We start from the raw sequence: 20,787 nt of genomic DNA, 5'->3' as shown, positions 1-20,787 counted from the left end.
TTAAGTCGGAAGTGTTTGAAACTCAGCGGTCATTTTCGGACAGATCGCGTCTTTGCGCCCCGTGTTGCGCCCGGAAAACCGCTCTGTCGTCCTCACGCGACGGCGCGCCAGCCGCGCTCGACGCATTCGAACTTCACCGCCTGTCTGCGGAAATGGTCGCGCACGAACTCGGGCGAGAGCCATAGCCGGCCCCGCCTGCGCGGCAATTCCCACCCAAGGTGGCCCGCCTCTTCGGCCTTCTGGACCATGCGCTTGATCTTCGAGACGGAAATCAGGAATTGCTCCGCCAGAGCGGCGATGCTGACCGGCTCGAGATAGATGCGCCCGTCGGTCTCGCGCAGGTCGGTCAGCATGCGGATCAGCGCATGGAGCAGGATGCCGCCAGTGTCGGAGCCGAGGAAATGCGCCATCGAGGGCGGCGGCGCGCACCATTCGGGATCGGCGCGGATGATCTCGACCATGTGCCGCTGCATCGCGAAGGGAAGATCGGGATCGTTGCGCGCCGCTGCCAGCCGCGCGCCACCGTCGAGCATGTCGAGGCAATGCAGATGCCCCTCGCACCAGCGCCGCATCCCCTGTTCGGCCATGAGCGTGGTGGTGACGGGCCGCAAGCGCCCGTCGCCTTTGTGCTCGGAGGGCGGGGCGAGTAGGCCATGCACCTCCATCTCACCCAGATACTGGCTCAGGGTCTTGCGGTTGATTTCGACATGGGGCGTCAGCGCCGCAAGAAGTCGTCCCGGCGTCAGCTTAGGCGCCTCCGGCTCCGTCTTCGCCCGCATCGCCAGCGCGAAACTGGTCTGGCTGACGAGCCAGCGCCGATGCGAGGCCATGTGCCGCGCAATCCGCGGCGTCTGCGCCTGCACGTCGAGCAGCATCGTCGCCACGGCCTTCTGTGTGGCGAAGAAATTCGGATTGGCCGCAATCGTGTCGCGGCTGAGCGAGTGGCTGGAATTGGGCCTGTGCGAGCCGGTCTCCGGCGCGTCTTCGACAGGCCGCCGGAGCGGCATTTGCGGGCCTTCGACCATCACGCCTCCCACGCTTTCGGTCACCAAAGCGGGGGCGTACCGGGCCCGCGCAGCCATCCGAAATTAGCACGCTCGCGTGATAAGGCGAGGGTATCTTGTGATATTTCGCAAGTGGGGAGTGGTGCGGGTGAAGGGACTCGAACCCCCACGCCAAAGGCGCCAGAACCTAAATCTGGTGCGTCTACCAGTTCCGCCACACCCGCATCAGGGGCGTAATAGCAACAGCCTGCGGGCTCGGAAAGAGGAAGATGCGATTTTGCTCGTCTTAACGCGATGGTGAGGGTTAGCCTTTATCCAAAGGCGCGTCAGACGCCGAAGTTACGAGTAGGCAAGAGCAGGTATCGCCATGGGACAGGCACCAGGGCGGGGGGATGGCATGGCCATGCTCCGCCAGATCATCGAATCCAATCCACGCCACGCATTGCCGGGTCCGGCTGGCCCGGACGTGACAGAGCGCGCAGCGCCCACCGAGGCGCGCAAGCCGAAGCTGGATCTCAGCGCGGGGATCGCCGCCGGGGCGCGGGTCTACACGCTCGACGGGGCCATCCCGATCGAGTTTCTCGAACCCGGCGACCGGATCGTGACGCGCAGCGGGACATGCAAACTCAAGGCGTTACGGGCGGGCGACTATGTGGGCGCGCTGATCCGCATCTCGCCCGGCGCGCTTGGCCATGATCGGCCCGGGGCGCCGCTTCTGATTGCGCAGGGCGCGCAGCTGATGATGCGCGACTGGCGGGTGCAGGTGATCTACGGCAAGCGTGAGGCGCTTCTGCCCGCACAATCTGTCGTCGACGGCCACTATGTCACGCTCGGCCAAGGCCGCGCGCGGCTCTTCGTGCTGGAATTCGAGACGCCCGAAGTGATCTATGTCGATGGTGTGGAAATCGCTGCCGCAGTGGCAAGCGTCGACGCCTGATCGACGCGGAATTCCCGACAATTTTCATAAGTCTCAGAGGGTTGCGAGGCGTCGTCTCCTCACATCTACGATAGTGATTTGACATAAATGTACCTGATCACGCGCTTGTGTTGACAGGATGATATGTCATTTGCATAGTCTTATTATGCACTAGGGGACGAGTACGCAGTTTCGCTGCGAAACGCGTGGTTAAATCTGTTCGGAGATTTTGATGACGGCACCTTTGCGAAATGCAGAGGCGATCTTGCATTGCGCGGGTTGCGCTGGACGTAACCATGGCGTGTGCGGATCCCTCTCGGATCGAACCCTCGCCCGGGTCGCGCAACGGGCGCGCACGATCTCCGTCGCGGCCAATGACCGGCTTTGCGAGGAAGATGTCTCCTGCCACCACATCGCGCTGGTTCAGAGCGGCATGTTGCGGATGCAGAGCCATTCGCTCGCGGGGCGTCGCAAGATCACCGGGCTCGTCGTTCCGGGCGACAGCATCGGTCAGATCATCCGGGGCACGCGGGACACCGCGATCGAAGCCGTGATCGACACCAAACTTTGCCTGTTCGAGGCGGCCAATTTCGCTCAGCTGATCGAGCAGGAGCCCGAATTGCGCCGGGCCCTGTGTCATCAGGCGGAAAACTGGACCGAGAAAGCGCGGCGGTTGAGCTTGCTACTGGGCGCCTATGGGCCTGCGAGCCGACTGCGCGCGCTGCTGCTGCTGGCGCCCAGTATCATGCCTTGGAAAGCCCTGCCTGACGGGGGTGGCGTGTTGACGATGCTGCTGCCGCGTCAGGACATCGCCGATCTCATCGCCACGACGCAGGAGACGGTCAGCCGCTCGCTGCATCAGTTCCAGAAAGACGGGCTGATCGATATCCTGAACGCTAGGCAATTCCGCCTGAACGACCTCGAGGCCCTGTCCGAAGGCCTGGAGGAGATCCTGCACCAGTGAGCGCGCTCACTCGTCGCGCATCTCCAGCGAATTTCCCGAGATTTCGATAAGCCTCTCCAGATTGGCGAGCTCGACATCGTAAGGCGTGACGATCCGGATCGCGCCCGTGCGCTCGAGCTGGTGAAACGCCCGGCTCAGCGATTCCGGCGAGGTGCCCAGCAGATGCGCTATATCGACCCGCTTGATATGGATATGCAGGTTCAGCTGGATGGGCGCATGCGCGGTGCCTTCCAGGGTCCGGTATTTGTGGCGGCTCAGGATGATCAGGAGCGAGGCGAGCCGCTCAACGACTTTCGAGCTTCCCAAGACCATCACCCACTCGCGCGCGGCGTCGAGCTCGTCGAGAATGCTCAGCAGGAACAGCCGCTCCGCCTCATGCGAGCGGGCGATGATCGCTTCGAATTTCTGCCGGTCGCAGGTCAGAACCGCCCCGTCGCTGAGCGCCTCGATCCGGTAGCCGGAGGGGCCGTTGAAGGCGCGCCCGAACATGTCCGACGGCGTGATCAGCCCGATGATGTGGCGGTGCCGGTCCTGCAGGGTTTTCGACATGGCGAGAAACCCGTCGGTCACGAAGCCGATCCGGTCAGCGACCTCGCCGTCTTCGATCAGCACATCGCCCGGCGAAAAGCGAATGCTTTGCCAGAGCGGCATCATCTCGCTGCGCAAATCCTCCGGGAGTACGTCGAGCAGGCGCTGCAATTTGCCCTGCGCCACCACGCCCTCGATCTCGACCGGCTGTCCGGACTTCGGATGCTCGTTCATGCGTCTCCTCTCCCTGTCGCAGGAAGAATTCTAGTCCGGGTCAGACCGGGATGCGAGAGCTACGAGGTCGAAAAGCCGGGATTGTGCCGCTCTTTTCTGCGCCTCTCATCATGAAGTTGCAGGAAAAATCGCGCGGCACTGGTAGCACGTTGATCGGCATCAAAGAATCACGCTGAACAGTCACGGTAAAATATCTTGCAACAAAGGAGAGACAGATGAAAAACCTGCTTATCATTCTTGGCGTGACTGCGGCTCTGGCTGGCTGCGAGACGATGACCGGTCCGGCAGCGTCCGACATGACCGATGAGGCTATGATGGCCCCGGCGGGCACTTCGACGGACACCACGGACACCTCGGGTACGCACACCAACACGAACACGCAAGATCGTTCGCGCGAGCAAGCGTCGCAATAATCTGACACGGGCGGCGAGGGGCTGATGCATCTCGCCGCCCGCATTGTCTGGGGCGCGCGACCTCAAAGGGGTGACAATGACCGAAGGCCATATCGACGGGCGCAAACTGCGGCGCGCCTGGCGTTTTCTGTGTGGCGGGGCGATGGCCCTGCTGCTTGTCTTGGGGCCCGGTCCCGCGGTCGCGGAGGCTCCCGTCGCTGGTGCTATCACCGACGCGGCGCTGTTGCAGGTGCTGCGGTCGGGCGATTGGCCCGCGGCGGAGGCAGCGGCGCGCGCGCGCTTGGCGCGCAATCCAGACGATGTGGGCGCGCTTGTCGTGCTGGCGCGGGCGCTGCGCGGGCAGGGCGACGCGGCAGGCGCGAAGGCGGCGGCGACCCGCGCCAATGCGCAGGCCCGGACGCAGCAGGAAAAATATGTCAGCGCGGTCGAGATGGCGGCGGCGAGCTACGATCTCGGGCATCCGTTCGCAGCCCAGCTCTGGCAACGCCGCGCAATCGAAATGGCGCCCAATGATGCAGTGCGCGCGTCGAGCGTGCGGGACTATCGCGTCCTGTCCGCGGCCAATCCGTGGAGCTTCTCCGTAGCTTTCGACGCGGGCGCGTCCAGCAATGTCAACAATGGCAGTCTCGCGGATACCGTCGATATCGGCGGTATCGACTTCACGCTCAATCCCGATGCGAAGGCGCTGTCGGGCTATGAGATTTCGCTGTCGCTGAAGGCACGCTACAAATTTGCAGGGTTTGGGGAGTTGCCCGCGAGTTTCGGGGCGCAGATCTACACCAAACAGGTGGTCCTGTCGGGCGATGCGAAGGACTCGGTGCCCGATGCGCGTGGCTCGGATTACGCGTTTAGCGCGGTCGAGGCGACGTTGGGGCAGGCGCTCAGCCCGGCCGATGCGCCGTTGCGCTATCGCCTCGATCTTCTCGCGGGCAAGAACTGGTATGGCGGCGACGATCTGAGCAACTATCTGCGGGTTTCGGGCAGCGCGCAGTGGGGCGATCCGCGGCGTTCGCTCACGCAGGTGACGCTCTCTGGCGAACGGCAGTTGCGCCTCGACAGTTTCCGCAATTCGGCGAATGTCGTCACCGCGAGCCTGAGCCATCACCGGCGGCTTGAGGGAGGGGATCGGCTGGGGCTGTCCTTTGCCCTGCGCGACGCGTCCTCGGAGGCGGTCGAGATCGATCATCGGGCGATGCTTGCGGGCGTGTCTTACGATTTCGCCAAGCCGCTGGCCGGGACCGTCACCGTCGGCGCGGCGCTGGAACTGGAGCGACGCGATTATGACGCGACGCTTTACGGACCCGGCGCACGGCGCGACACGCGCGGGCGGCTGGCGCTGCAATTCGGGTTCCCGAAGCTCGAATTCTACGGCATCTCGCCGACCCTGCGGCTGGAGGGCGAAGAGACCCGCTCCAATGTCGATTTCTACGACAGCTCGCAGGTGAAATTGCGGCTCGGACTGCGGTCGAATTTCTGACCTCACGCCCCGGTTCGGGGCTTTCATCTGTAAATATTGCGATTTCTGCGACTAAGTGGCCACGCTGCCCATCTCCTCTCGGTTTCGTTGACACACATCAATGCGAATCACGAAGTGATCACGGGAATGTGATCCGTGGCTGACGGTAAATTCGCAGTGAAATCAGAGGGATAAGTCTCTATTTCCTGACTGGACGCCATTTGACGTGGGGACGCGGCGGATGACGGGAGGGCAGGTGCCTGAGGGGTCATCGGTTCGCTCATATGGATAGAGGGGACGCAGATATGGCGACACAAATTGACCCAGGTAACGTCGACGATTGGGACGAACCGCTGAACACCGACCCGATGTTCCGCTCGTCGCATGTTTTCAGCACGGCGGATATCACGGTGACCTTCGACGGGATGACGGTCGGGAACTCCGAAGACCCGCAGGCGGTCTTCGATACCGTCGACGATCCGAACGATCCCGAGGATACCAAGATCACCAAGGAGGGGGTGACGCTTTATCCGATCGACAGTGAATTCGGCTATTACGTCAGTGATTTTCAGAATGCCGAGCAGAAAGAGCTCGATGGCGACTATGCCGAGGGTTGGGCGGGCGATATCTACGACTCCGAGGGCAATCAGCTAGGTCTCGTGATCTCGGATTCACCCACCGACACGTTCAAGACGCCCGCCGTCTACGGCACTTGGCTCGCGGGTCTGGGCGGCAACACGGTGAAAGCCTCGACCGAGCATTACGTCGTGATGCAGAACATCCTGTCGGACCAGCGTTTCCCGGGGGATACCGAGGCGCTCTATCCGCTCGACGACGAGCTTTTCATCGTCGGCGGTGAATATGATGGGAAGTCGGTGCGCGGCCTGCTCGAGGGAGAATATGAAGGCATCACGATCACCGACACCAATGGTGACGGCAAGGTCGACATCAAGGATATCCTCTCTGCCAACGAGACCGAGATCGACAGCAATATCGCGGTCAGCAGCGACTACTCGGTGACGCTGAAGGATGACGGCAAGCTGCTCTATCGCTGGGGTAACACGATCAAGAAGCCCAATGATGTGCGTCTTGAAGCGACGATGGACCTGCCCGACGAGTGGAGCGAGTATAACCCCTACACCTCGCTGCGTAACATCTACCACGTGACCGAGGCCGAGCTGGTCGTGCATCACACGATCACCAACAACCCCAACGACCAGATCCGTCCCGAGGATTTCGAGAACGAGGCCGCGATCGGCACGTTGCCGGAATATATCATCGTGCCGGACTACAACCTTGACGGGCAGGGTGCCCGTGAGGTCTGGATCACCGCCGATGACTACTATGCGGGGGATGGCACGCTCTACGAGGCGGGCACGATCCTGCGCGACGATCTTCTGGCGCAGCAATGGGCAGCGAGCGATCTCGCGACGATCGGGGCCGAGGATGGGGCGGCGGGCTTCACCAACGCGTGGTACACCACGATGGACCGCGAACCCTTCGAGCCGGTCTTGAACGTAGATGGCACCGAATATGCCGATAGCGGTCCGCGCTGGCGTCTGAAGACCGACAAATATGGGCAGGATCTGCCCTCGGTGGTGATCCCGATCGACCCGAGCGACGAGCCGCCTCCCACCAATGACGAGGTGAAATACGAGGTCGGCGCAGAGACCCAGACGGTGATCAACCTGCTTGATTGGGGCTATCCCGCCCAGCCGCTCTCGGTCAGCTCGGGCTGGCAGAACAAGCCCGGCGAGGTGTCGGTCAACGGGATGAACTATTCCGATGGCTTCGATATGGCGGTCTACATCAAGGGCGACATCAAGCCCGCGACGATCTACAGCGCCGAGCTGCTGATGGATTACGAGCTGGTCACGCCCTACGCGGTCGGGGCTGATGTCGTCGGCACGGACGGGAATGATTTCCTTGTCGGGATCGGCTCGAACGCCTTCACGGGCGGCGCGGGCACCGATCTCTTCGTGCTCAGCTACGGATCCTCGGTCGAGGGCGTGCCGCTGACCGCGAGCACGATCAGCGATTTCGAAGTCGGCACCGATGCGATCGGCCTGATCGGTCTGGGCGTCTCGGACACGAATTTTGCCGACAACATCTCGCAAGTGGTGAATGGGACCAATCTTGAAATCTACCTCGATACGGATGGAGCCGAAATCGGCGCCGAGCCGGTTCTGATCGCAACGCTGACCGACGTGGCGGGCGATCTCGGGCCGAGCGGAGGGCTCGTCATGGAGGAAGACTTCCTTCTGGCCAACCCGGGTGCGGGCGATGATCCGGGCACAACGGGCCCCAACGAGATCATCGGTACCGATGCGAGCGAGACGCTGATGGGGACCCCGGGCGACGACATCATCACGGCGCTGGGCGGAAACGATATCCTCTACGGCCTTGCGGGCACCGACCTGCTCGACGGGGGTGCCGGGCTCGATCGTCTCTATGGCGGTCTGGACGCGGATGGGTTCGTCTTCGCAGAGGGCACCACGCTCGACATCGTCTACGACTTCGAAGACGGGGTCGACATGATCGCACTCGACGGGGGGCTGACCTTCGCCGACCTCGAGATCACCAGCTACCGCACGACGGGCACTCAAATCACCGCAGGTGACGACCGGATGATCCTGCGCGATGTGGATGTGAGCCTGATCACCGAGGATGATTTCACAACCGTCGATCAATTTGTCGCCGACATGACGCTCGTGAGCGTCTGATCCGGGTTTCTAGAAGGACAATACGAATGAACTACAAAGTAACTTTCATCGCACTGGCGGCTGCGGCCGCCACTCTCTCGGCCTGCGGCGGCAGCGGAACCACGGTCAACACCGCCCCCACCTATGCGGAACTCGTGGCGCGCGCCGATACGGCGGCGGCTGGGGTCGTGGATCTGAGTACCGGGGATGTGACTGGCGGACGCGACGATGTGCCGAATTCGGGTACGGCCAGCTACACCGGTTACGTCAAGGGCGACCTTGACAGCGGCGGGACGTTAATCGGCGAGCTATCGCTCGACGCGAATTTCTCGGGCGGGACGGTCACCGGCTCGGCGACGAATTTCCAGCACTCGACGAAGGACGCCTATACCGGCTCGCTTACGCTTTCCGGCGGGACGATCACCGATAGCGGCGTTGTCGGGACGGCCGATACCTTCGGAGGCAGCCTCGATGGGACGCTCTCCAACGGTGGCACCGATTACACCACCTCGATTTTGCTCGACGGCGAATTCGTCGGCGGGAGCGGAGCAACGCTGCCCGACAATATTGCTGGCTATGCAGACGGCACGCTTGATGACGGGGTGACGAACGATGCGTTCACCGGAGCGTTCATCACCACGCAAACGCCCTGACCACCCCCACTTTCATCAGTGGTACCGGAAAGGCCCGGCGGAGCGATCCGTCGGGCCTTTCTCTTTCCTCCCTCGTGGCGCAACGCTCTGCCATCGATCACGAAAACGGCCCGGCGAGGTATCCGCCGGGCCGTTCATCTTGATCGTTAGTAACGCTGCCTAGGGGAGGCTAGATGCCCCCTCATTCCCCCCGGAAGGCGCGGTTGAAATAGATCGTCAGCGGCTGGGTCAGGTAGGACAGCGGCGTGCGCGCATCGGTCTTGAGGAAAGCTTCCACCGGCATGCCGGGCATCAGCTTGACCTCGGGCAGGGCGGCCAGAGCCTCCGGGTAGGGCTCCACCGTCGCCTCGTAATAGGTCTCGCGGTTCGCCTCGTCAGTCTGCACGTCGGGCGAGACCCGCAGCACTTCGGCCGGGATCGCGGGCGTGGTGCGACGGTTGAAGGTCGAGAATTGCAGCGAGACCTGCTGACCGGAATAGACCTGATCGATGCTCGTCGGATCGACGCGGACCGAGACATAAAGCGGCTGATCGCTCGGCACGAGGAACATCATCGGCTGGGCGGGCTGGATGACCGATTGCAGCGCGAAGACCTGCGAGCCGAACACCACGCCATCGACCGGCGCGCGCACGTCGAGCCGTGCGAGCTTCTCGCGCAGGGTGTTTTCGCGTTCGACCAACGAAATCTCGTTATATTGCAGGTCGCGCAGCTGGGTGATCGCGGCCTCGCGGCGATCCTCGGACAGGCCCACGACTTCGATCTCGAGCGCCGAGATCCGCACGCGGGCCTCCGCGATGACCGAGTTCAGCCGCCCGATCTCGCCGGTCAGCTTGGCATGTTCGCGCTGGGTGGCGAGCACGCGCGAGGCTTCCATCAGCTTGCGCTCATAGAGGCTCTGCTTGTCCTCCAGCTCCTGCGACACGAGGTCGAGCTGTTCCATCAGCGAGACGCGCTGCGCCTCGACGCCTTCGATCTGCTTTTCGATCTGCTGCTGTTGCTCGCGCAGCTGGTTGATTTTCTTGGCCATCGTCGCCTGACGCGCGGCAAAGAGGTTGCTCTGGCCTTCGCGTTGCTGGGAGACCTGCTCGGGATCGAGCATCGGGAAGTCGGGCAGGACCGCGAAGTCGACCTTTGCCAGATCGTCGCGCTCGGCGGCCAGCCGCGCTTTGCGCACCGCGATCTCCAGAAGCTGCGCCTGCACGATCGCAAGCTCGGAGCGCAGGAAGGTCCCGTCGAGGCGCAGCAGTACGTCGCCCGCATGCACCTGATCGCCGTTATGAGCGAGGATTTCGCCCACGACGCCGCCATCGGGGTGCTGGATCACCTGCCGTTCGCTCTCGACCTTGACCACGCCGCGGGACACGACCGCGCCGTTGATCTTCGCGCCGACGCTCCAGGCGCCCATGCCGCCGACGAGGAGGGTGATCGCGCCGAAGCCTGCGGCGAGCAGAAGTCGGCTATTTGCGAAATCGGGAGATTTGCTCATTTCTCGGCCCTCATCGTCAGAATGCGTTGCACGTCCTGCGCGTTCTTGATCATCGACTGGATGACCTCGTCGCGCGGCCCCTGCGCGGTGATCTGACCACTCTCGAGGATCACGAGGCGCGAGCAGGCTTTGATCGCATTGGTGCGGTGGGTCATCAGCACGACCGATTTGCCTTCCTCGGTCATCGCCTTCACCACGGCGTTCAGCGCCTCGGAGCCCTCGGAGTCGAGCGCCGAGTTCGGCTCGTCGAGCACCAGAAGCACCGGATCGTTGTAGAGCGCACGGGCCAGACCCAGCCGCTGACGCTGCCCGCCCGAGAGCTGCGCGTCGCGCGCGCTGATCTGGGTGTCATAGCCCTTGGGCAGTTGCAGGATGATCTCGTGGATATGCGCTTTCTTTGCGGCGGCCACGACCCGCTCGGCATCCGGCGATTGCGCCATCTGCGCGATGTTCTCGGCGATGGTGCCGTCGAAGGTCTTCACCACCTGCGGCAGGTAGCCGATGAACTGGCCGAGCCGTTCGGGGCTGTATTGGTCGAGTTTGGCGGCGGCGAGGCGCACCTCGCCCGCGGTGGGGGAGACGAGACCCACCAGCGCCCGCGCCAGTGTCGTCTTGCCCGAGCCGCTTTTGCCGATCACGCCGATGGCTTCGCCCGGCGCGACATCGAAGCTGACATTGAACAGGATCGGACGCTCGCCGCGCTTGCGCGAGACCGAGACGCCGCGCACCGAGAGATTGCCGGTCGGGGCGGGCAGCTCGGTCGGCTGGCGCGGTTCGGGCACGGAGCCCAGAAACGCCCGCAGCGAAGCCCAGCCGTTGCGTGCGCGGTGCAGCAGCGTCCATTGGCCCAGCACCTGCTCGACCGGGGCCAGCGCACGGCCCAGCAGGACCGAGCCCGCGATGATCGCGCCCGCCGTCATTTCGTGATTGAGCACCAGCCAAGCGCCCACGGCCAGCACCGCCGATTGCAGCAACATCCGGAAGCCCTTGGAGAACGCGCCGAACGCGCCGGTCCAGTCGGCCGCGCGCAGCATCTTGCGCTGGCCTTCGGTCTGGGTGTCCTGCCAGCGCGCGCGCATGGTCTCTCCCATGCCCTGCGCCCAGAGGTAATCGGCCCCGTCCTCGACCTGACGCGCGATCTGGTTGCCCGCGAAAGAGGTGCCCTGCGCTTCGGTCAGGCGGGTCTGGGTGATCCAGTGGTTGAGCAGCGAGGTTACGACCAAAAGCGCACCGCCCGCCAGCGCCAGCCAGCCCAAAAGCGGGTGGAAGATGAAAATCGCGGCGGCGAAGACCGGCGTCCACGGAATGTCCAAGAGCGACAGCAGCACCGGCGAGGCGAAGACGGTTTTCACCGCATCGAGGTCCTGCAACGCGCTTGCGCCCTTGTCGGTGCGCCCAAGCGCTGCGCGCTCCAGCGAGGCGCGGAAGACCCGGTCGGAGAGATTGGCGTGAAGCCGTGCGCCGACCCGCGCCATCACGCGGGCGCGGACGAATTCCAGAATGGTGTAGAACAGGTAGAGGAACACCACGAGGCCGAACAGCGCGACCAGCGTCTCTTCCGAGCGCGAACCGATCACGCGGTCATAGACCTGCAGCATGAAAAGCGGCCCGGTCAAAAGCAGAAGATTGGTGAAAAAGCTGAACAGAACAGCCGAGCCGATCAGCCCCCGGCTCCCGGAAAAAGCGCGCCGCATTTCCGACCGCGCGCCCGAAGAAGAAAGTCCCACGCCAATACCCCAAAGTTGCGTATCCCCGCGTTCATTTTCACGACGCGGTGAGGGGCATCATTGATTGATGTCAATTTTGCGCGAGCCGGGTTGAAAAAGCTGCGCGGGCAGCCGGGCGCGCGGGTGGCGTCAACCCTGCGCCATCAGCGCGCGCAGCACCTGCGGGACCGCTTCGGGGAGGTCCTCGGCGATCAGGCCGGGGCCGAAGCTGCGCGCCGCTTCCACATGGAGCCAGGCGGCGGAGGTCGCGGCGTCGAAGGGTTTGAACCCGCGCGCAAGCAGCCCTGCGATTAGCCCCGCCAGCACATCGCCTGCGCCTGCGGTCGCAAGCCACGGCGCCGCGCGGTCCTGCGTCGCCGAATGCAGCGCGACGCGCCCGTCGGGGTCCGCAATCGCGGTGTCGGTCCCTTTGAGCAGCACCGTACAGCCCGCGCGCGCAGCGGCTTCGCGGGTGGCGTCCAGCTTGGAATAGGTCGGATCGTCGCCCGACAGCTTCTCGGCCAGATCGGGGAACAGCCGTTTGAATTCGCCCGGATGCGGGGTCAGCACGCAGGTCGCGTGAAGCTGGCCGAAAAGCACGCTCGGATCCTCGGCAAAGGCGCTGAGCGCATCGGCATCGAGCACCGTCGCCCGTTTGCCCCAAAGCGCGGCCGGCACCATCTCCTGCGCGCGCGCCATGCCCAGACCGGGGCCGAGGCAGAGCGCGTTGAGACGGTCGTCGCCCAGCATCCCGCGCAAACTATAGGCGTCGGGCAGGGCGTTCAGCATGATCGCGTCGAGATGGGCTGCATTCTCGGCCAGCGCCTTGGGCGGGCAGGCGAGCGTCACCAGCCCCGCGCCGATCCTGAGCGCCGCGCGCGCCGCCATCCGCGCCGCCCCGCCTTTGCCCGCGCCGCCCGACAGGACCAGCGCATGACCGTGGCTGTATTTGTGGCCCGCCTGCTTCATCAGGAAATTCGACGGGCGGTCGATCAGCTGTGCGGCGCCCGCAATCGCATCCTGCGGCAGGCCGATATCGGTCACGACCAGATCGCCGCGCATCGACGCACCGCCGCCGGGCCGGTCGGGCCCGTCCGAGGGGTCGAGGTAATGGCCGCATTTCGCGCGGTGGAAGCTGACGGTCAGATCGGCGGGGAAAGCGCCCCCGAGATTGCGCCCGCTATCGGAGGAAATGCCGCTGGGAATATCGACCGCGACAAAGCGCGGGCGCGGTCCCGAGGGATTGGAAAAGCGTCGCGGATAAATCCCGCGCCATGTCTTTGCGGTGTCCTCGGGCATCGGACGGGTCAGGCCGGTGCCGAACAGCGCGTCGATCACCAGCCCGCCCTCCAAATCGTCGATCCGGTCCTCGATCGCGGCATCGTCCCACGGCATAACCGCGCCGATCTGCACCCAGCGGTCGTGATTGGTCTGCGCATCGGGGGGCAGGCGGGTCGGGTCGCCATAGGCGTAACAGGCGATGGTCCAGCCGCGCTCGGCCAGGAGGCGCGCGATCACGTAGCCGTCGCCGCCATTATTGCCCGGACCGCACAGCACCACCGCCTGCGAGGGCCCCGGATCGGGCCAGCGCGAGAAGATCGCCGTGACGACGCTTTCCCCGGCGCGCTCCATCAATTCGAGGCCCGTCACCGCGCCGCTCTCGATCTCGGCGCGTTCGCATTGGCGCATTTGGCTCGCGGTCAGGATTTCGGGCATGGTCCTCGGGTCTTCAAAGGAATCGTTTTCAAACTGCTGCTTTTTTGTGCTACTTGCACGAATTGCGGGCGCGGCTTTCGGAATTCCGATCCCCATTCCGCTCCCGTCCAGCCTAGCCGATTGCGGGGGCTTTGGGAAAGTGGTCTGAGGGGGTCGGAACGAAGACCTGACGGAGGAGTCGGCGGCATGAAAAAGGTGGAGGCGATCATCAAGCCCTTCAAACTCGATGAAGTGAAAGAAGCGCTTCAGGAAGTTGGTATTCAGGGCCTTTCGGTGATCGAGGTGAAAGGGTTCGGGCGCCAGAAAGGCCATACCGAGCTTTATCGCGGCGCCGAATATGTCGTGGATTTCCTGCCCAAGGTGAAGATCGAGATGGTGCTGCCCGACGACCTCGTCGACGCCGCCATCGAAGCGATCACGAACGCCGCGCGCACCGAGAAGATCGGCGACGGCAAGATCTTCGTCTCTCCGATGGAGCAGGCGATCCGTATCCGCACCGGCGAGTCGGACGACGACGCGCTGTAACTTCCGCCATTCCCGCCGGGCCTCGTTGCGGGTCCGGGGATAACCCAAGCTCAACGAAAGGGTAATGTGACATGAGCATCAAGGACGCTCTCAAACTGATGAAGGACGAAGACGTCGAATACGTCGACGTTCGCTTCACCGATCCGCGCGGCAAGCTGCAGCACGTGACGCTGATGCATACCGAGGTCGACGAAGATTTCTTCGAAGAAGGCTTCATGTTCGACGGCTCCTCGATCGCGGGCTGGAAGTCGATCGATCAGTCCGACATGAAACTGATCCCGGACGCGTCCTCGGTCTATATCGACCCCTTCTACGCCGAGAAAACCATGTGCGTGCACTGCACCGTGGTCGAGCCCGACACCGGCGAACCCTATGCCCGCGACCCGCGCGGCACCGCCGAGAAGGCCGAAGCCTATCTCGTCGCCTCGGGCATCGGTGACTCGGCCTTCTTCGGTCCGGAAGCGGAATTCTTCCTCTTCGACGACGTGAAGTTCTCGGTCTCGATGAACAAGGTCTCCTACGAGGTCGACGCGCTCGACGCAGCCTGGAACACCGACACCGATTACGAGATGGGCAACATGGGCCATCGTCCGGGCGTCAAGGGCGGCTACTTCCCGGTCAACCCGGTGGATGACGCGCAGGACCTGCGTTCGGAAATGCTCTCGACCATGAAGCGCATGGGCATGAAGGTCGACAAGCACCACCACGAAGTGGCTTCGTGCCAGCACGAGCTGGGTCTGATCTTCGGGACGCTGACCAAGCAGGCCGACGACATCCAGAAGTACAAATACGTGATCCACAACGTGGCGCACGCCTATGGCAAATCGGCGACCTTCATGCCGAAGCCGATCGCGGGCGACAACGGCACCGGCATGCACGTGAACATGTCGATCTGGAAGGACGGCAAGCCGCTGTTTGCAGGCGACAAATACGCCGACCTGTCGCAGGAAGCGCTGTATTTCATCGGCGGTATCCTGAAGCACGCGAAGACGCTCAACGCCTTCACCAACCCGTCGACCAACTCCTACAAGCGTCTGATCCCGGGCTTTGAAGCTCCGGTTCTGCGCGCGTATTCGGCACGTAACCGTTCGGGCTGTGTCCGTATTCCGTGGGCTGAATCCCCCAAGGCAAAGCGCGTCGAAGCCCGTTTCCCCGATCCGTCGGCGAACCCCTACCTGTGCTTCTCGGCTCTGCTGATGGCTGGCCTCGACGGCATCAAGAACAAGATCGACCCGGGCCCGTCCTCGGACAAGGACCTCTACGATCTGCCGCCGGAAGAACTGGCCGCGATCCCGACCGTTTGCGCCTCGCTGCGTGAAGCGCTGGAATCGCTCGAAGCCGATCACGACTTCCTTCTGGCCGGTGACGTGTTCACCAAGGACCAGATCGAGGGCTACATCGCACTGAAATGGGAAGAAGTGTACGCGTTCGAGCACACCCCCCACCCGGTGGAATACAAGTACTACTACTCCTGCTAAACGGGAGAGGGACAGTGATAGGAAGGGGCGTCCGGTCGGGCGCCCCTTTCGCTTTGGGCCGGTCAGGGTAGCCGCAGCGAATAGACGTTGTTGAGGTAACCCTCGTCGCCGATGCGGAAATGGGTTTCGCCGATCTGCTCGAACCCCTGCGAGAGGTAGAAGGCGATGGCTGGCGTGTTCTCGGCATTCGTGGTGAGCCAGACGGACGGGGCCGCACAGTCGCGGCAGTGCTGTAGGGCGGCTTGCAGCAGTCGCTTGCCGATTCCTGTCCCGTGGTGGCGCGGCTGCACGTAGAAGGTTGCGATTTCCATGTCGGAGCAGCCCTCCACCGGGGGTGTGCTGGCGGAAGAGACGCGGATGAATCCGTCGATCCCTTCGATATTTTCCGAGACCAGAATGAATTCACCGGGATCGCGGATCAGGGTCTCGAATTTCGCCGGGGTGAAGGCGGAGAGGGCGTAATCGGCGAAGAAAGCGGTCACGCCGCGCTTGAGATAGGTGCCGATCCAAACTTCGATCGAGATGGCGGCGAGGCTCGAGGCGTCGGAAATCGTGGCTCTGCGAAGGGTCATGCCTGACAGATCGGGAATTGGCGGGGACTGTCAAGCGCAGGGGCGGCCGCGCTACAGGCAAAGAGGCGTCCGGGCCCCGCCACTTGACAGACGCGCCTGCGCCGCCCATCTGTCGGGCCTTGGCTGCCGGATGCCAGCCGCCCGCGGGGTGTGACCCATGGTGAAATCCGGTTTACGATCGCTCTCCATTCTTTCGGGGGCTCTTCGGCAATGCGGGCCCCGAAGCGGTGGATCATCCCCGTGGAGACGAGAAGATGACTGTAAACACAGTGAAAGACGTGAAGGCGCAGGCGCGCCGTCTGGCTGATGCGATGGCGCGCGCGGGCAATCCCGTTGCGCTGTCGAAAGCCTATGAGCTGACCGCGCTGGCGGCGGGTCATGCCGATTGGAACACGATGGTGGCGGCGCTCAAACGCGCCGAACCCGCGGCGCAGGCGCCGGGCTATGCCCTCGGCGATACGGTGCGCGGGCGCTATCTGGGGCATCCGGTGAGCGGGCGCGTCCATGCGCTGCGCCGCAAGGGCGCGACCCATTACGACATCGAGATCGCGCTGGACGAGCCAGTTGATGTCGTTGAAAGCCCGGCCTTTTCCTCGATGCGGCGGCGCGTGCGCGCGACCATCGGCGCCGATGGGCGCTCGATCGGGCGGCGCTCTGACGGGGTCGCGCATCTCGAACTGGACTGAGGAGAAGGGGCACATCCAGCGCCCCTTTTTCTTTGCGCGCGGCTGGGGCAGGATCATCCGGCGATATGGCGGGGAGGGATCATGCGCTCTGAGAAGGACAAGATGCTGGCGGGCGAGTTGTATCGCGCCGAGGGCCCGGAGATCGAAGCCGATGTGGCACGTGCAAGCGCATGGATGGACCGGTTCAACGCCACCGTGGCGCATAGCGCCGAGGACTGCCACGCGCTCCTGTCGGAGTTATTTGCCGACGTCGGGCAGGGAACGCGCATCCGCCCGCCATTTCATTGCGATTACGGCAGCAATATCCGGCTCGGGGCCGGGGTCTTTTTGAATTTCGGCTGTGTCATTCTCGATGTGGTTGCGGTCACGATCGGCGATCGCACACAGATCGGGCCGAAGGTGCAGATCCTGACCGCAGATCATCCCCGCGATCCGGAGACGCGCCGAACCGGGCTAGAATTCGGGCGGCCCGTGCGGATCGGCGAGGATGTCTGGATCGGCGGCGGCGCGATCATCCTGCCGGGGATTACGATTGGCGATGGCGCGTTGATCGGTGCGGGGGCTGTCGTGACGCGCGACGTGCCTGCGGGCGCGACGGTGGCGGGCAACCCGGCGCGGATCATCGGCAAGGCTTAGCGAAACTTGCCCCGCCGCGCCCTTCTCGCTAAGGGAAACCAAAGATCAATCAGGAGGATCAGGCATGAGCCGCGCATTCGTATTCCCCGGTCAGGGCGCACAGGTCATCGGCATGGGCAAGGCTTTGGCCGACGCCTATCCCGCGTCGAAAGCGGTGTTCGAAGAAGTCGATGACGCGCTCGGGCAAAAGCTGAGCACGCTCATCTGGGAAGGCGAGCAGGACGAGCTGACGCTGACCGCCAACGCGCAACCCGCGCTGATGGCGACCTCGATCGCAGCCCTGCGCGCGCTGGAGGCCGAAGGCTATGCGGTCACCGATGCGGCCTATGTTGCGGGTCACTCGCTGGGCGAATATTCCGCGCTTTGTGCGGCGGGTTCGCTGAGCCTGGCCGATACCGCGCGCCTGCTGCGCGTGCGCGGCGATGCGATGCAATCGGCGGTGCCGGTGGGCGTAGGCGCGATGGCCGCGATCCTCGGGCTCGATTTCGAGGCCGCGTCGAAAGTCGCAGCCGAGGCTGCGCAGGGCGAGGTCTGTCAGGCGGCCAACGACAACGATCCGAGCCAGGTCGTGATCTCGGGCGACAAGGCGGCGGTCGAGCGCGCCACGGTGCTCGCCAAGGAAGCGGGCGCGAAACGGGCCGTGATGCTGCCGGTCTCTGCCCCGTTCCACTGCGCGCTGATGCAGCCTGCCGCGGATGCGATGGATGCCGCGCTGGCCGGCGTCGAAATCAAGGCGCCGGTCGTGCCGCTGGTCGCCAATGTGCGCGCCGAGGCGGTGAGCGACCCGGCGCTGATCCGCGAGCTGCTGGTCGAGCAGGTCACGGGCTCGGTGCGCTGGCGCGAGAGCGTGGCGTGGATGGCCGGTCAGGGCGTCGACGAGGTCTGGGAAATCGGCGCGGGCAAGGCGCTGTCGGGCATGATCCGCCGGATCGCGAAAGAGGTGACCTGCCGCGCGGTCGGCACGCCGGAGGATATCGCTGCGCTGAAGGGCTGAGGGCTACGCCGGGGGATCCTCCCCCGGACCCCCTGGGATATTTCCGCCAAGAGGAAGCGCAGGCCGACCGGTTCGAAACCGAATTGGTCGGCTTTTTCATACGTTTGTGATCGCGATGGGTTGTCGCCCCGACGTGCGCAACTATGGCGTGTAGCACTTAGAGTTCCCTAACGGCGCTTTCGCTGCTAAGAGAGCGCCAACTTAGATATGAGGTAGCATGATGTTCGATCTGAAAGGCAAACGCGCGCTTGTCACCGGGGCTTCTGGCGGGATCGGCGCCGAGATTGCGCGGGCGCTCCATGCGGGCGGCGCGTCGGTGGCACTGTCGGGCACGCGGGTCGAGCCGCTCGAGGCACTGGCTGCCGAGCTGGGCGAGGGCGCGTATGTTTGCCCGGCGAATCTGAGCGATCCGGAATCGGTCGAGGCGCTGCCGAAAGCGGCGATCGAGGCGATGGGCGGCTTGGATATCCTCGTGAACAATGCCGGCATCACGCGTGATCAGCTGACGATGCGGATGTCGGACGAGGATTGGCAATCGGTGATCGACGTGAACCTGACGGCGGCGTTCCGCCTGATGCGTGCGGTTCTTCGCCCGATGATGAAAGCGCGCTGGGGCCGGATCATCAACATCACCTCCGTCGTCGGGCAGACCGGCAACCCGGGCCAGGTGAACTATGCGGCCGCCAAGGCGGGTCTTGTCGGCGCGTCGAAATCGCTCGCGCAGGAAGTCGCGACGCGCGGCGTGACGGTGAACTGCGTGGCGCCGGGCTTCATCGAGACGCCGATGACGGAAAAGCTCACCGAAGCTCAGAAGGACGCGATCCTGTCGGGCATCCCGGCCGGACGCATGGGTACGCCGGAAGAAATCGCGGCTGCGGTGCGCTACATCGCAAGTCCCGAGGCGGGCTACGTCACCGGTGCGGTGCTGCACGTCAACGGCGGTGGGACGATGGCCTGACGTCTTTGTGACCCTAGGGCACGAAGGCCTTTGATAGGATAGAGAAACGTCTTGCCATGGGCCACGGCAATCGCTAAGAGCGCTGCAGACGGGCCGGGCGTAAAAGCCACGGCTCTGAATTGCGGTCTTCGGGTTGACCCGGGGCGCGCGGGTTGAGACGCTCGTATTCGAGCAAGCATGAACGGGCTAGGCCCTATAAACTTTGAGGAATTGACATGAGCGACATCGCTGATCGCGTGAAGAAGATCGTCGTGGAGCATCTCGGCGTGGAAGAGGACAAGGTCACTGAGAGCGCCTCGTTCATCGACGACCTCGGTGCGGACAGCCTCGACACGGTCGAGCTGGTCATGGCCTTCGAAGAAGAGTTCGGCATCGAGATCCCCGATGACGCCGCCGAGAACATTCAGACCGTCGGCGATGCGGTGAAATTCATCTCGGAAGCGCAGTAAGCCTTTTACGGCTGACGCTGAGAGAGAGTTAAGAGCGGCGCTTCGGGGAACCGGAGCGCCGCTTTTCTTTTGCGTAAAGCGCGTGCGCATGCGTTGGGGGGAGGGAAGATGCGGAGTTTCGTCGCGATCGAGCTGCCCGACGCGCATGTCGAGGCCATCGAGCGGTTGCAGCAGGCTCTGGGTGCGGGCCGGATCGTGCAGCCCGACAACCTGCACCTGACGCTGGCCTTTCTGGACGAGATCGACGCAGGCCAGCTCGAGGCGCTGGACGAGGGGCTGCGGGCCATCGACTGGGCGCCCGGGCCGGAGCTGGTGCTGACGGGGCTGGAGATTTTCGGCAGTGCCGCGCGACCGGAGGCGTTGGTGCTGAGTGTGCAGGCCGATCCCAACCTCGATCGCTGGCATCGCGCGGTGATGGGCGCCGCGCGTCTGGCGGAAATCGACCTGCCGCGGCGGCGGTTTCGTCCGCATGTTACCCTGGCGCGGTTCGGCAAGCGTGCATCCCCGGGGGATTTGCTGCGGTTGGGGAGACTCATGGCGGCCGAAGGCGCTGTGAAGCTGCCCGCTTTCACGCCCGAGCAGGTGGCGTTGATCCAGTCCACGCTGGGACACGGGCCGCCGCGGCATAACGTTTTGATGCGCTATCCGGATGAAAAATCTGTGCAATTCGCGAAGACCTGACCGAAAGTGCAATCGCGTCCGCGTGGCTGT

20 protein-coding genes and 1 tRNA gene are annotated in these 20,787 nt (G+C 63.9%); 14 read left to right on the top strand and 7 right to left on the bottom strand.

The window, feature by feature from the left end:
- Window positions 1-92: 92 nt before the first annotated feature.
- Window positions 93-1,025 carry a hypothetical protein gene (locus F8R15_RS09655; RefSeq protein WP_152844423.1) on the bottom strand — a complete coding sequence of 311 codons (933 nt, stop codon included), beginning with the start codon at window positions 1,023-1,025 and terminating at the stop codon, window positions 93-95.
- A 119-nt stretch (window positions 1,026-1,144) separates the two neighbouring features.
- Window positions 1,145-1,228: transfer RNA gene (locus F8R15_RS09650), tRNA-Leu, on the bottom strand.
- Between the two features lie 173 nt (window positions 1,229-1,401).
- Between F8R15_RS09650 and F8R15_RS09645 the strand changes: the two genes are divergently transcribed.
- Both F8R15_RS09645 and F8R15_RS09640 read left to right on the top strand, forming a co-directional pair.
- Window positions 1,402-1,941 (top strand): Hint domain-containing protein, encoded by a 540-nt coding sequence (locus tag F8R15_RS09645; RefSeq protein WP_172976198.1) that lies wholly within the window; start codon window positions 1,402-1,404, stop codon window positions 1,939-1,941.
- A 211-nt stretch (window positions 1,942-2,152) separates the two neighbouring features.
- Window positions 2,153-2,884 carry a Crp/Fnr family transcriptional regulator gene (locus F8R15_RS09640; RefSeq protein WP_152844421.1) on the top strand — a complete coding sequence of 244 codons (732 nt, stop codon included), beginning with the start codon at window positions 2,153-2,155 and terminating at the stop codon, window positions 2,882-2,884.
- 6 nt (window positions 2,885-2,890) lie between these two features.
- On the opposite strand, the gene F8R15_RS09635 is transcribed toward F8R15_RS09640, so the two are convergent.
- Window positions 2,891-3,646, bottom strand: a complete 756-nt coding sequence (locus F8R15_RS09635; RefSeq protein ID WP_078520910.1) for a Crp/Fnr family transcriptional regulator — start codon at window positions 3,644-3,646, stop codon at window positions 2,891-2,893.
- A 215-nt stretch (window positions 3,647-3,861) separates the two neighbouring features.
- Between F8R15_RS09635 and F8R15_RS09630 the strand changes: the two genes are divergently transcribed.
- The 4 genes from F8R15_RS09630 to F8R15_RS09615 all read left to right on the top strand — a co-directional run bounded on the left by F8R15_RS09630 (window position 3,862) and on the right by F8R15_RS09615 (window position 8,870).
- Window positions 3,862-4,059 (top strand): hypothetical protein, encoded by a 198-nt coding sequence (locus F8R15_RS09630; protein ID WP_078550005.1) that lies wholly within the window; start codon window positions 3,862-3,864, stop codon window positions 4,057-4,059.
- Between the two features lie 76 nt (window positions 4,060-4,135).
- The gene (locus tag F8R15_RS09625; protein WP_152844420.1) at window positions 4,136-5,536 is read left to right on the top strand and encodes a surface lipoprotein assembly modifier; all 1,401 of its coding nucleotides are present in this window, start codon (window positions 4,136-4,138) and stop codon (window positions 5,534-5,536) included.
- A 284-nt stretch (window positions 5,537-5,820) separates the two neighbouring features.
- Complete coding sequence (locus F8R15_RS09620; RefSeq protein WP_152844419.1) at window positions 5,821-8,238, top strand: calcium-binding protein; 2,418 nt, start codon at window positions 5,821-5,823, stop codon at window positions 8,236-8,238.
- A gap of 26 nt (window positions 8,239-8,264) precedes the next feature.
- Window positions 8,265-8,870, top strand: coding sequence for a hypothetical protein (locus F8R15_RS09615; protein WP_152844418.1), 606 nt, complete (start codon window positions 8,265-8,267; stop codon window positions 8,868-8,870).
- A 181-nt stretch (window positions 8,871-9,051) separates the two neighbouring features.
- Here F8R15_RS09615 and F8R15_RS09610 read toward each other — a convergent pair whose 3' ends face one another.
- The 3 genes from F8R15_RS09610 to F8R15_RS09600 form a co-directional block, all read right to left on the bottom strand.
- Entirely contained in the window at window positions 9,052-10,356 is a 1,305-nt protein-coding gene (locus F8R15_RS09610; protein WP_152844417.1) for an HlyD family type I secretion periplasmic adaptor subunit, read from the bottom strand.
- Window positions 10,353-12,083, bottom strand: coding sequence for a type I secretion system permease/ATPase (locus F8R15_RS09605; protein WP_368731027.1), 1,731 nt, complete (start codon window positions 12,081-12,083; stop codon window positions 10,353-10,355). Before F8R15_RS09605 ends, F8R15_RS09610 begins: the two co-directional genes overlap by 4 nt.
- Window positions 12,084-12,212: 129 nt before the next feature.
- A complete protein-coding gene (locus F8R15_RS09600; RefSeq protein WP_152844416.1) occupies window positions 12,213-13,778 on the bottom strand; it encodes an NAD(P)H-hydrate dehydratase in 1,566 nt (521 codons plus the stop codon).
- Between the two features lie 186 nt (window positions 13,779-13,964).
- On the opposite strand from F8R15_RS09600, the gene F8R15_RS09595 reads away from it, so the two are divergent.
- Together F8R15_RS09595 and glnA are read left to right on the top strand one after the other, a co-directional pair.
- Window positions 13,965-14,303: a P-II family nitrogen regulator gene (locus F8R15_RS09595; RefSeq protein WP_152844415.1), complete on the top strand. Its 339-nt coding sequence runs from the start codon at window positions 13,965-13,967 to the stop codon at window positions 14,301-14,303.
- A gap of 71 nt (window positions 14,304-14,374) precedes the next feature.
- The gene (gene glnA, locus F8R15_RS09590; RefSeq protein ID WP_098411178.1) at window positions 14,375-15,781 is read left to right on the top strand and encodes a type I glutamate--ammonia ligase; all 1,407 of its coding nucleotides are present in this window, start codon (window positions 14,375-14,377) and stop codon (window positions 15,779-15,781) included.
- Between the two features lie 62 nt (window positions 15,782-15,843).
- Here glnA and F8R15_RS09585 read toward each other — a convergent pair whose 3' ends face one another.
- Window positions 15,844-16,353, bottom strand: a complete 510-nt coding sequence (locus tag F8R15_RS09585) for a GNAT family N-acetyltransferase (RefSeq protein WP_152844414.1) — start codon at window positions 16,351-16,353, stop codon at window positions 15,844-15,846.
- 254 nt (window positions 16,354-16,607) lie between these two features.
- Between F8R15_RS09585 and F8R15_RS09580 the strand changes: the two genes are divergently transcribed.
- The 6 genes from F8R15_RS09580 to thpR all read left to right on the top strand — a co-directional run bounded on the left by F8R15_RS09580 (window position 16,608) and on the right by thpR (window position 20,757).
- Window positions 16,608-17,039 carry a glyoxalase superfamily protein gene (locus F8R15_RS09580; protein ID WP_152844413.1) on the top strand — a complete coding sequence of 144 codons (432 nt, stop codon included), beginning with the start codon at window positions 16,608-16,610 and terminating at the stop codon, window positions 17,037-17,039.
- An 81-nt stretch (window positions 17,040-17,120) separates the two neighbouring features.
- Window positions 17,121-17,675: a sugar O-acetyltransferase gene (locus F8R15_RS09575; protein WP_152844412.1), complete on the top strand. Its 555-nt coding sequence runs from the start codon at window positions 17,121-17,123 to the stop codon at window positions 17,673-17,675.
- Between the two features lie 64 nt (window positions 17,676-17,739).
- Window positions 17,740-18,669 carry an ACP S-malonyltransferase gene (gene fabD, locus F8R15_RS09570; RefSeq protein ID WP_152844411.1) on the top strand — a complete coding sequence of 310 codons (930 nt, stop codon included), beginning with the start codon at window positions 17,740-17,742 and terminating at the stop codon, window positions 18,667-18,669.
- A gap of 220 nt (window positions 18,670-18,889) precedes the next feature.
- Window positions 18,890-19,627, top strand: coding sequence for a 3-oxoacyl-[acyl-carrier-protein] reductase (gene fabG / locus F8R15_RS09565; protein WP_078521048.1), 738 nt, complete (start codon window positions 18,890-18,892; stop codon window positions 19,625-19,627).
- A 215-nt stretch (window positions 19,628-19,842) separates the two neighbouring features.
- Entirely contained in the window at window positions 19,843-20,076 is a 234-nt protein-coding gene (locus F8R15_RS09560; protein WP_075775036.1) for an acyl carrier protein, read from the top strand.
- 108 nt (window positions 20,077-20,184) lie between these two features.
- Entirely contained in the window at window positions 20,185-20,757 is a 573-nt protein-coding gene (thpR, locus tag F8R15_RS09555; RefSeq protein ID WP_152844410.1) for an RNA 2',3'-cyclic phosphodiesterase, read from the top strand.
- Window positions 20,758-20,787: the final 30 nt, after the last annotated feature.

Origin of the sequence: Thioclava sp. JE_KL1 (assembly GCF_009296265.1) — a bacterium.
Classification (GTDB): Bacteria; Pseudomonadota; Alphaproteobacteria; order Rhodobacterales; family Rhodobacteraceae; genus Thioclava.
Note: the sequence above shows the minus strand (reverse complement) of the source record. Positions and strands in the feature narration are given on the sequence as shown.

What these genes read in the sequence shown, in the direction of transcription:
- fabG (WP_078521048.1), top strand. Translation starts at nt 18,890, where the DNA reads ATGTTCGATCTGAAAGGCAAACGCGCGCTTGTCACCGGGGCTTCTGGC.
- F8R15_RS09580 (WP_152844413.1), top strand. Translation starts at nt 16,608, where the DNA reads ATGACTGTAAACACAGTGAAAGACGTGAAGGCGCAGGCGCGCCGTCTG.
- F8R15_RS09635 (WP_078520910.1), bottom strand. Translation starts at nt 3,646, where the DNA reads ATGAACGAGCATCCGAAGTCCGGACAGCCGGTCGAGATCGAGGGCGTG.
- F8R15_RS09610 (WP_152844417.1), bottom strand. Translation starts at nt 10,356, where the DNA reads ATGAGCAAATCTCCCGATTTCGCAAATAGCCGACTTCTGCTCGCCGCA.
- F8R15_RS09630 (WP_078550005.1), top strand. Translation starts at nt 3,862, where the DNA reads ATGAAAAACCTGCTTATCATTCTTGGCGTGACTGCGGCTCTGGCTGGC.
- F8R15_RS09640 (WP_152844421.1), top strand. Translation starts at nt 2,153, where the DNA reads ATGACGGCACCTTTGCGAAATGCAGAGGCGATCTTGCATTGCGCGGGT.
- F8R15_RS09585 (WP_152844414.1), bottom strand. Translation starts at nt 16,353, where the DNA reads ATGACCCTTCGCAGAGCCACGATTTCCGACGCCTCGAGCCTCGCCGCC.
- F8R15_RS09620 (WP_152844419.1), top strand. Translation starts at nt 5,821, where the DNA reads ATGGCGACACAAATTGACCCAGGTAACGTCGACGATTGGGACGAACCG.
- thpR (WP_152844410.1), top strand. Translation starts at nt 20,185, where the DNA reads ATGCGGAGTTTCGTCGCGATCGAGCTGCCCGACGCGCATGTCGAGGCC.
- fabD (WP_152844411.1), top strand. Translation starts at nt 17,740, where the DNA reads ATGAGCCGCGCATTCGTATTCCCCGGTCAGGGCGCACAGGTCATCGGC.
- F8R15_RS09600 (WP_152844416.1), bottom strand. Translation starts at nt 13,778, where the DNA reads ATGCCCGAAATCCTGACCGCGAGCCAAATGCGCCAATGCGAACGCGCC.
- F8R15_RS09595 (WP_152844415.1), top strand. Translation starts at nt 13,965, where the DNA reads ATGAAAAAGGTGGAGGCGATCATCAAGCCCTTCAAACTCGATGAAGTG.
- F8R15_RS09575 (WP_152844412.1), top strand. Translation starts at nt 17,121, where the DNA reads ATGCGCTCTGAGAAGGACAAGATGCTGGCGGGCGAGTTGTATCGCGCC.
- glnA (WP_098411178.1), top strand. Translation starts at nt 14,375, where the DNA reads ATGAGCATCAAGGACGCTCTCAAACTGATGAAGGACGAAGACGTCGAA.
- F8R15_RS09655 (WP_152844423.1), bottom strand. Translation starts at nt 1,025, where the DNA reads ATGGTCGAAGGCCCGCAAATGCCGCTCCGGCGGCCTGTCGAAGACGCG.
- F8R15_RS09615 (WP_152844418.1), top strand. Translation starts at nt 8,265, where the DNA reads ATGAACTACAAAGTAACTTTCATCGCACTGGCGGCTGCGGCCGCCACT.
- F8R15_RS09560 (WP_075775036.1), top strand. Translation starts at nt 19,843, where the DNA reads ATGAGCGACATCGCTGATCGCGTGAAGAAGATCGTCGTGGAGCATCTC.
- F8R15_RS09625 (WP_152844420.1), top strand. Translation starts at nt 4,136, where the DNA reads ATGACCGAAGGCCATATCGACGGGCGCAAACTGCGGCGCGCCTGGCGT.
- F8R15_RS09645 (WP_172976198.1), top strand. Translation starts at nt 1,402, where the DNA reads ATGGCCATGCTCCGCCAGATCATCGAATCCAATCCACGCCACGCATTG.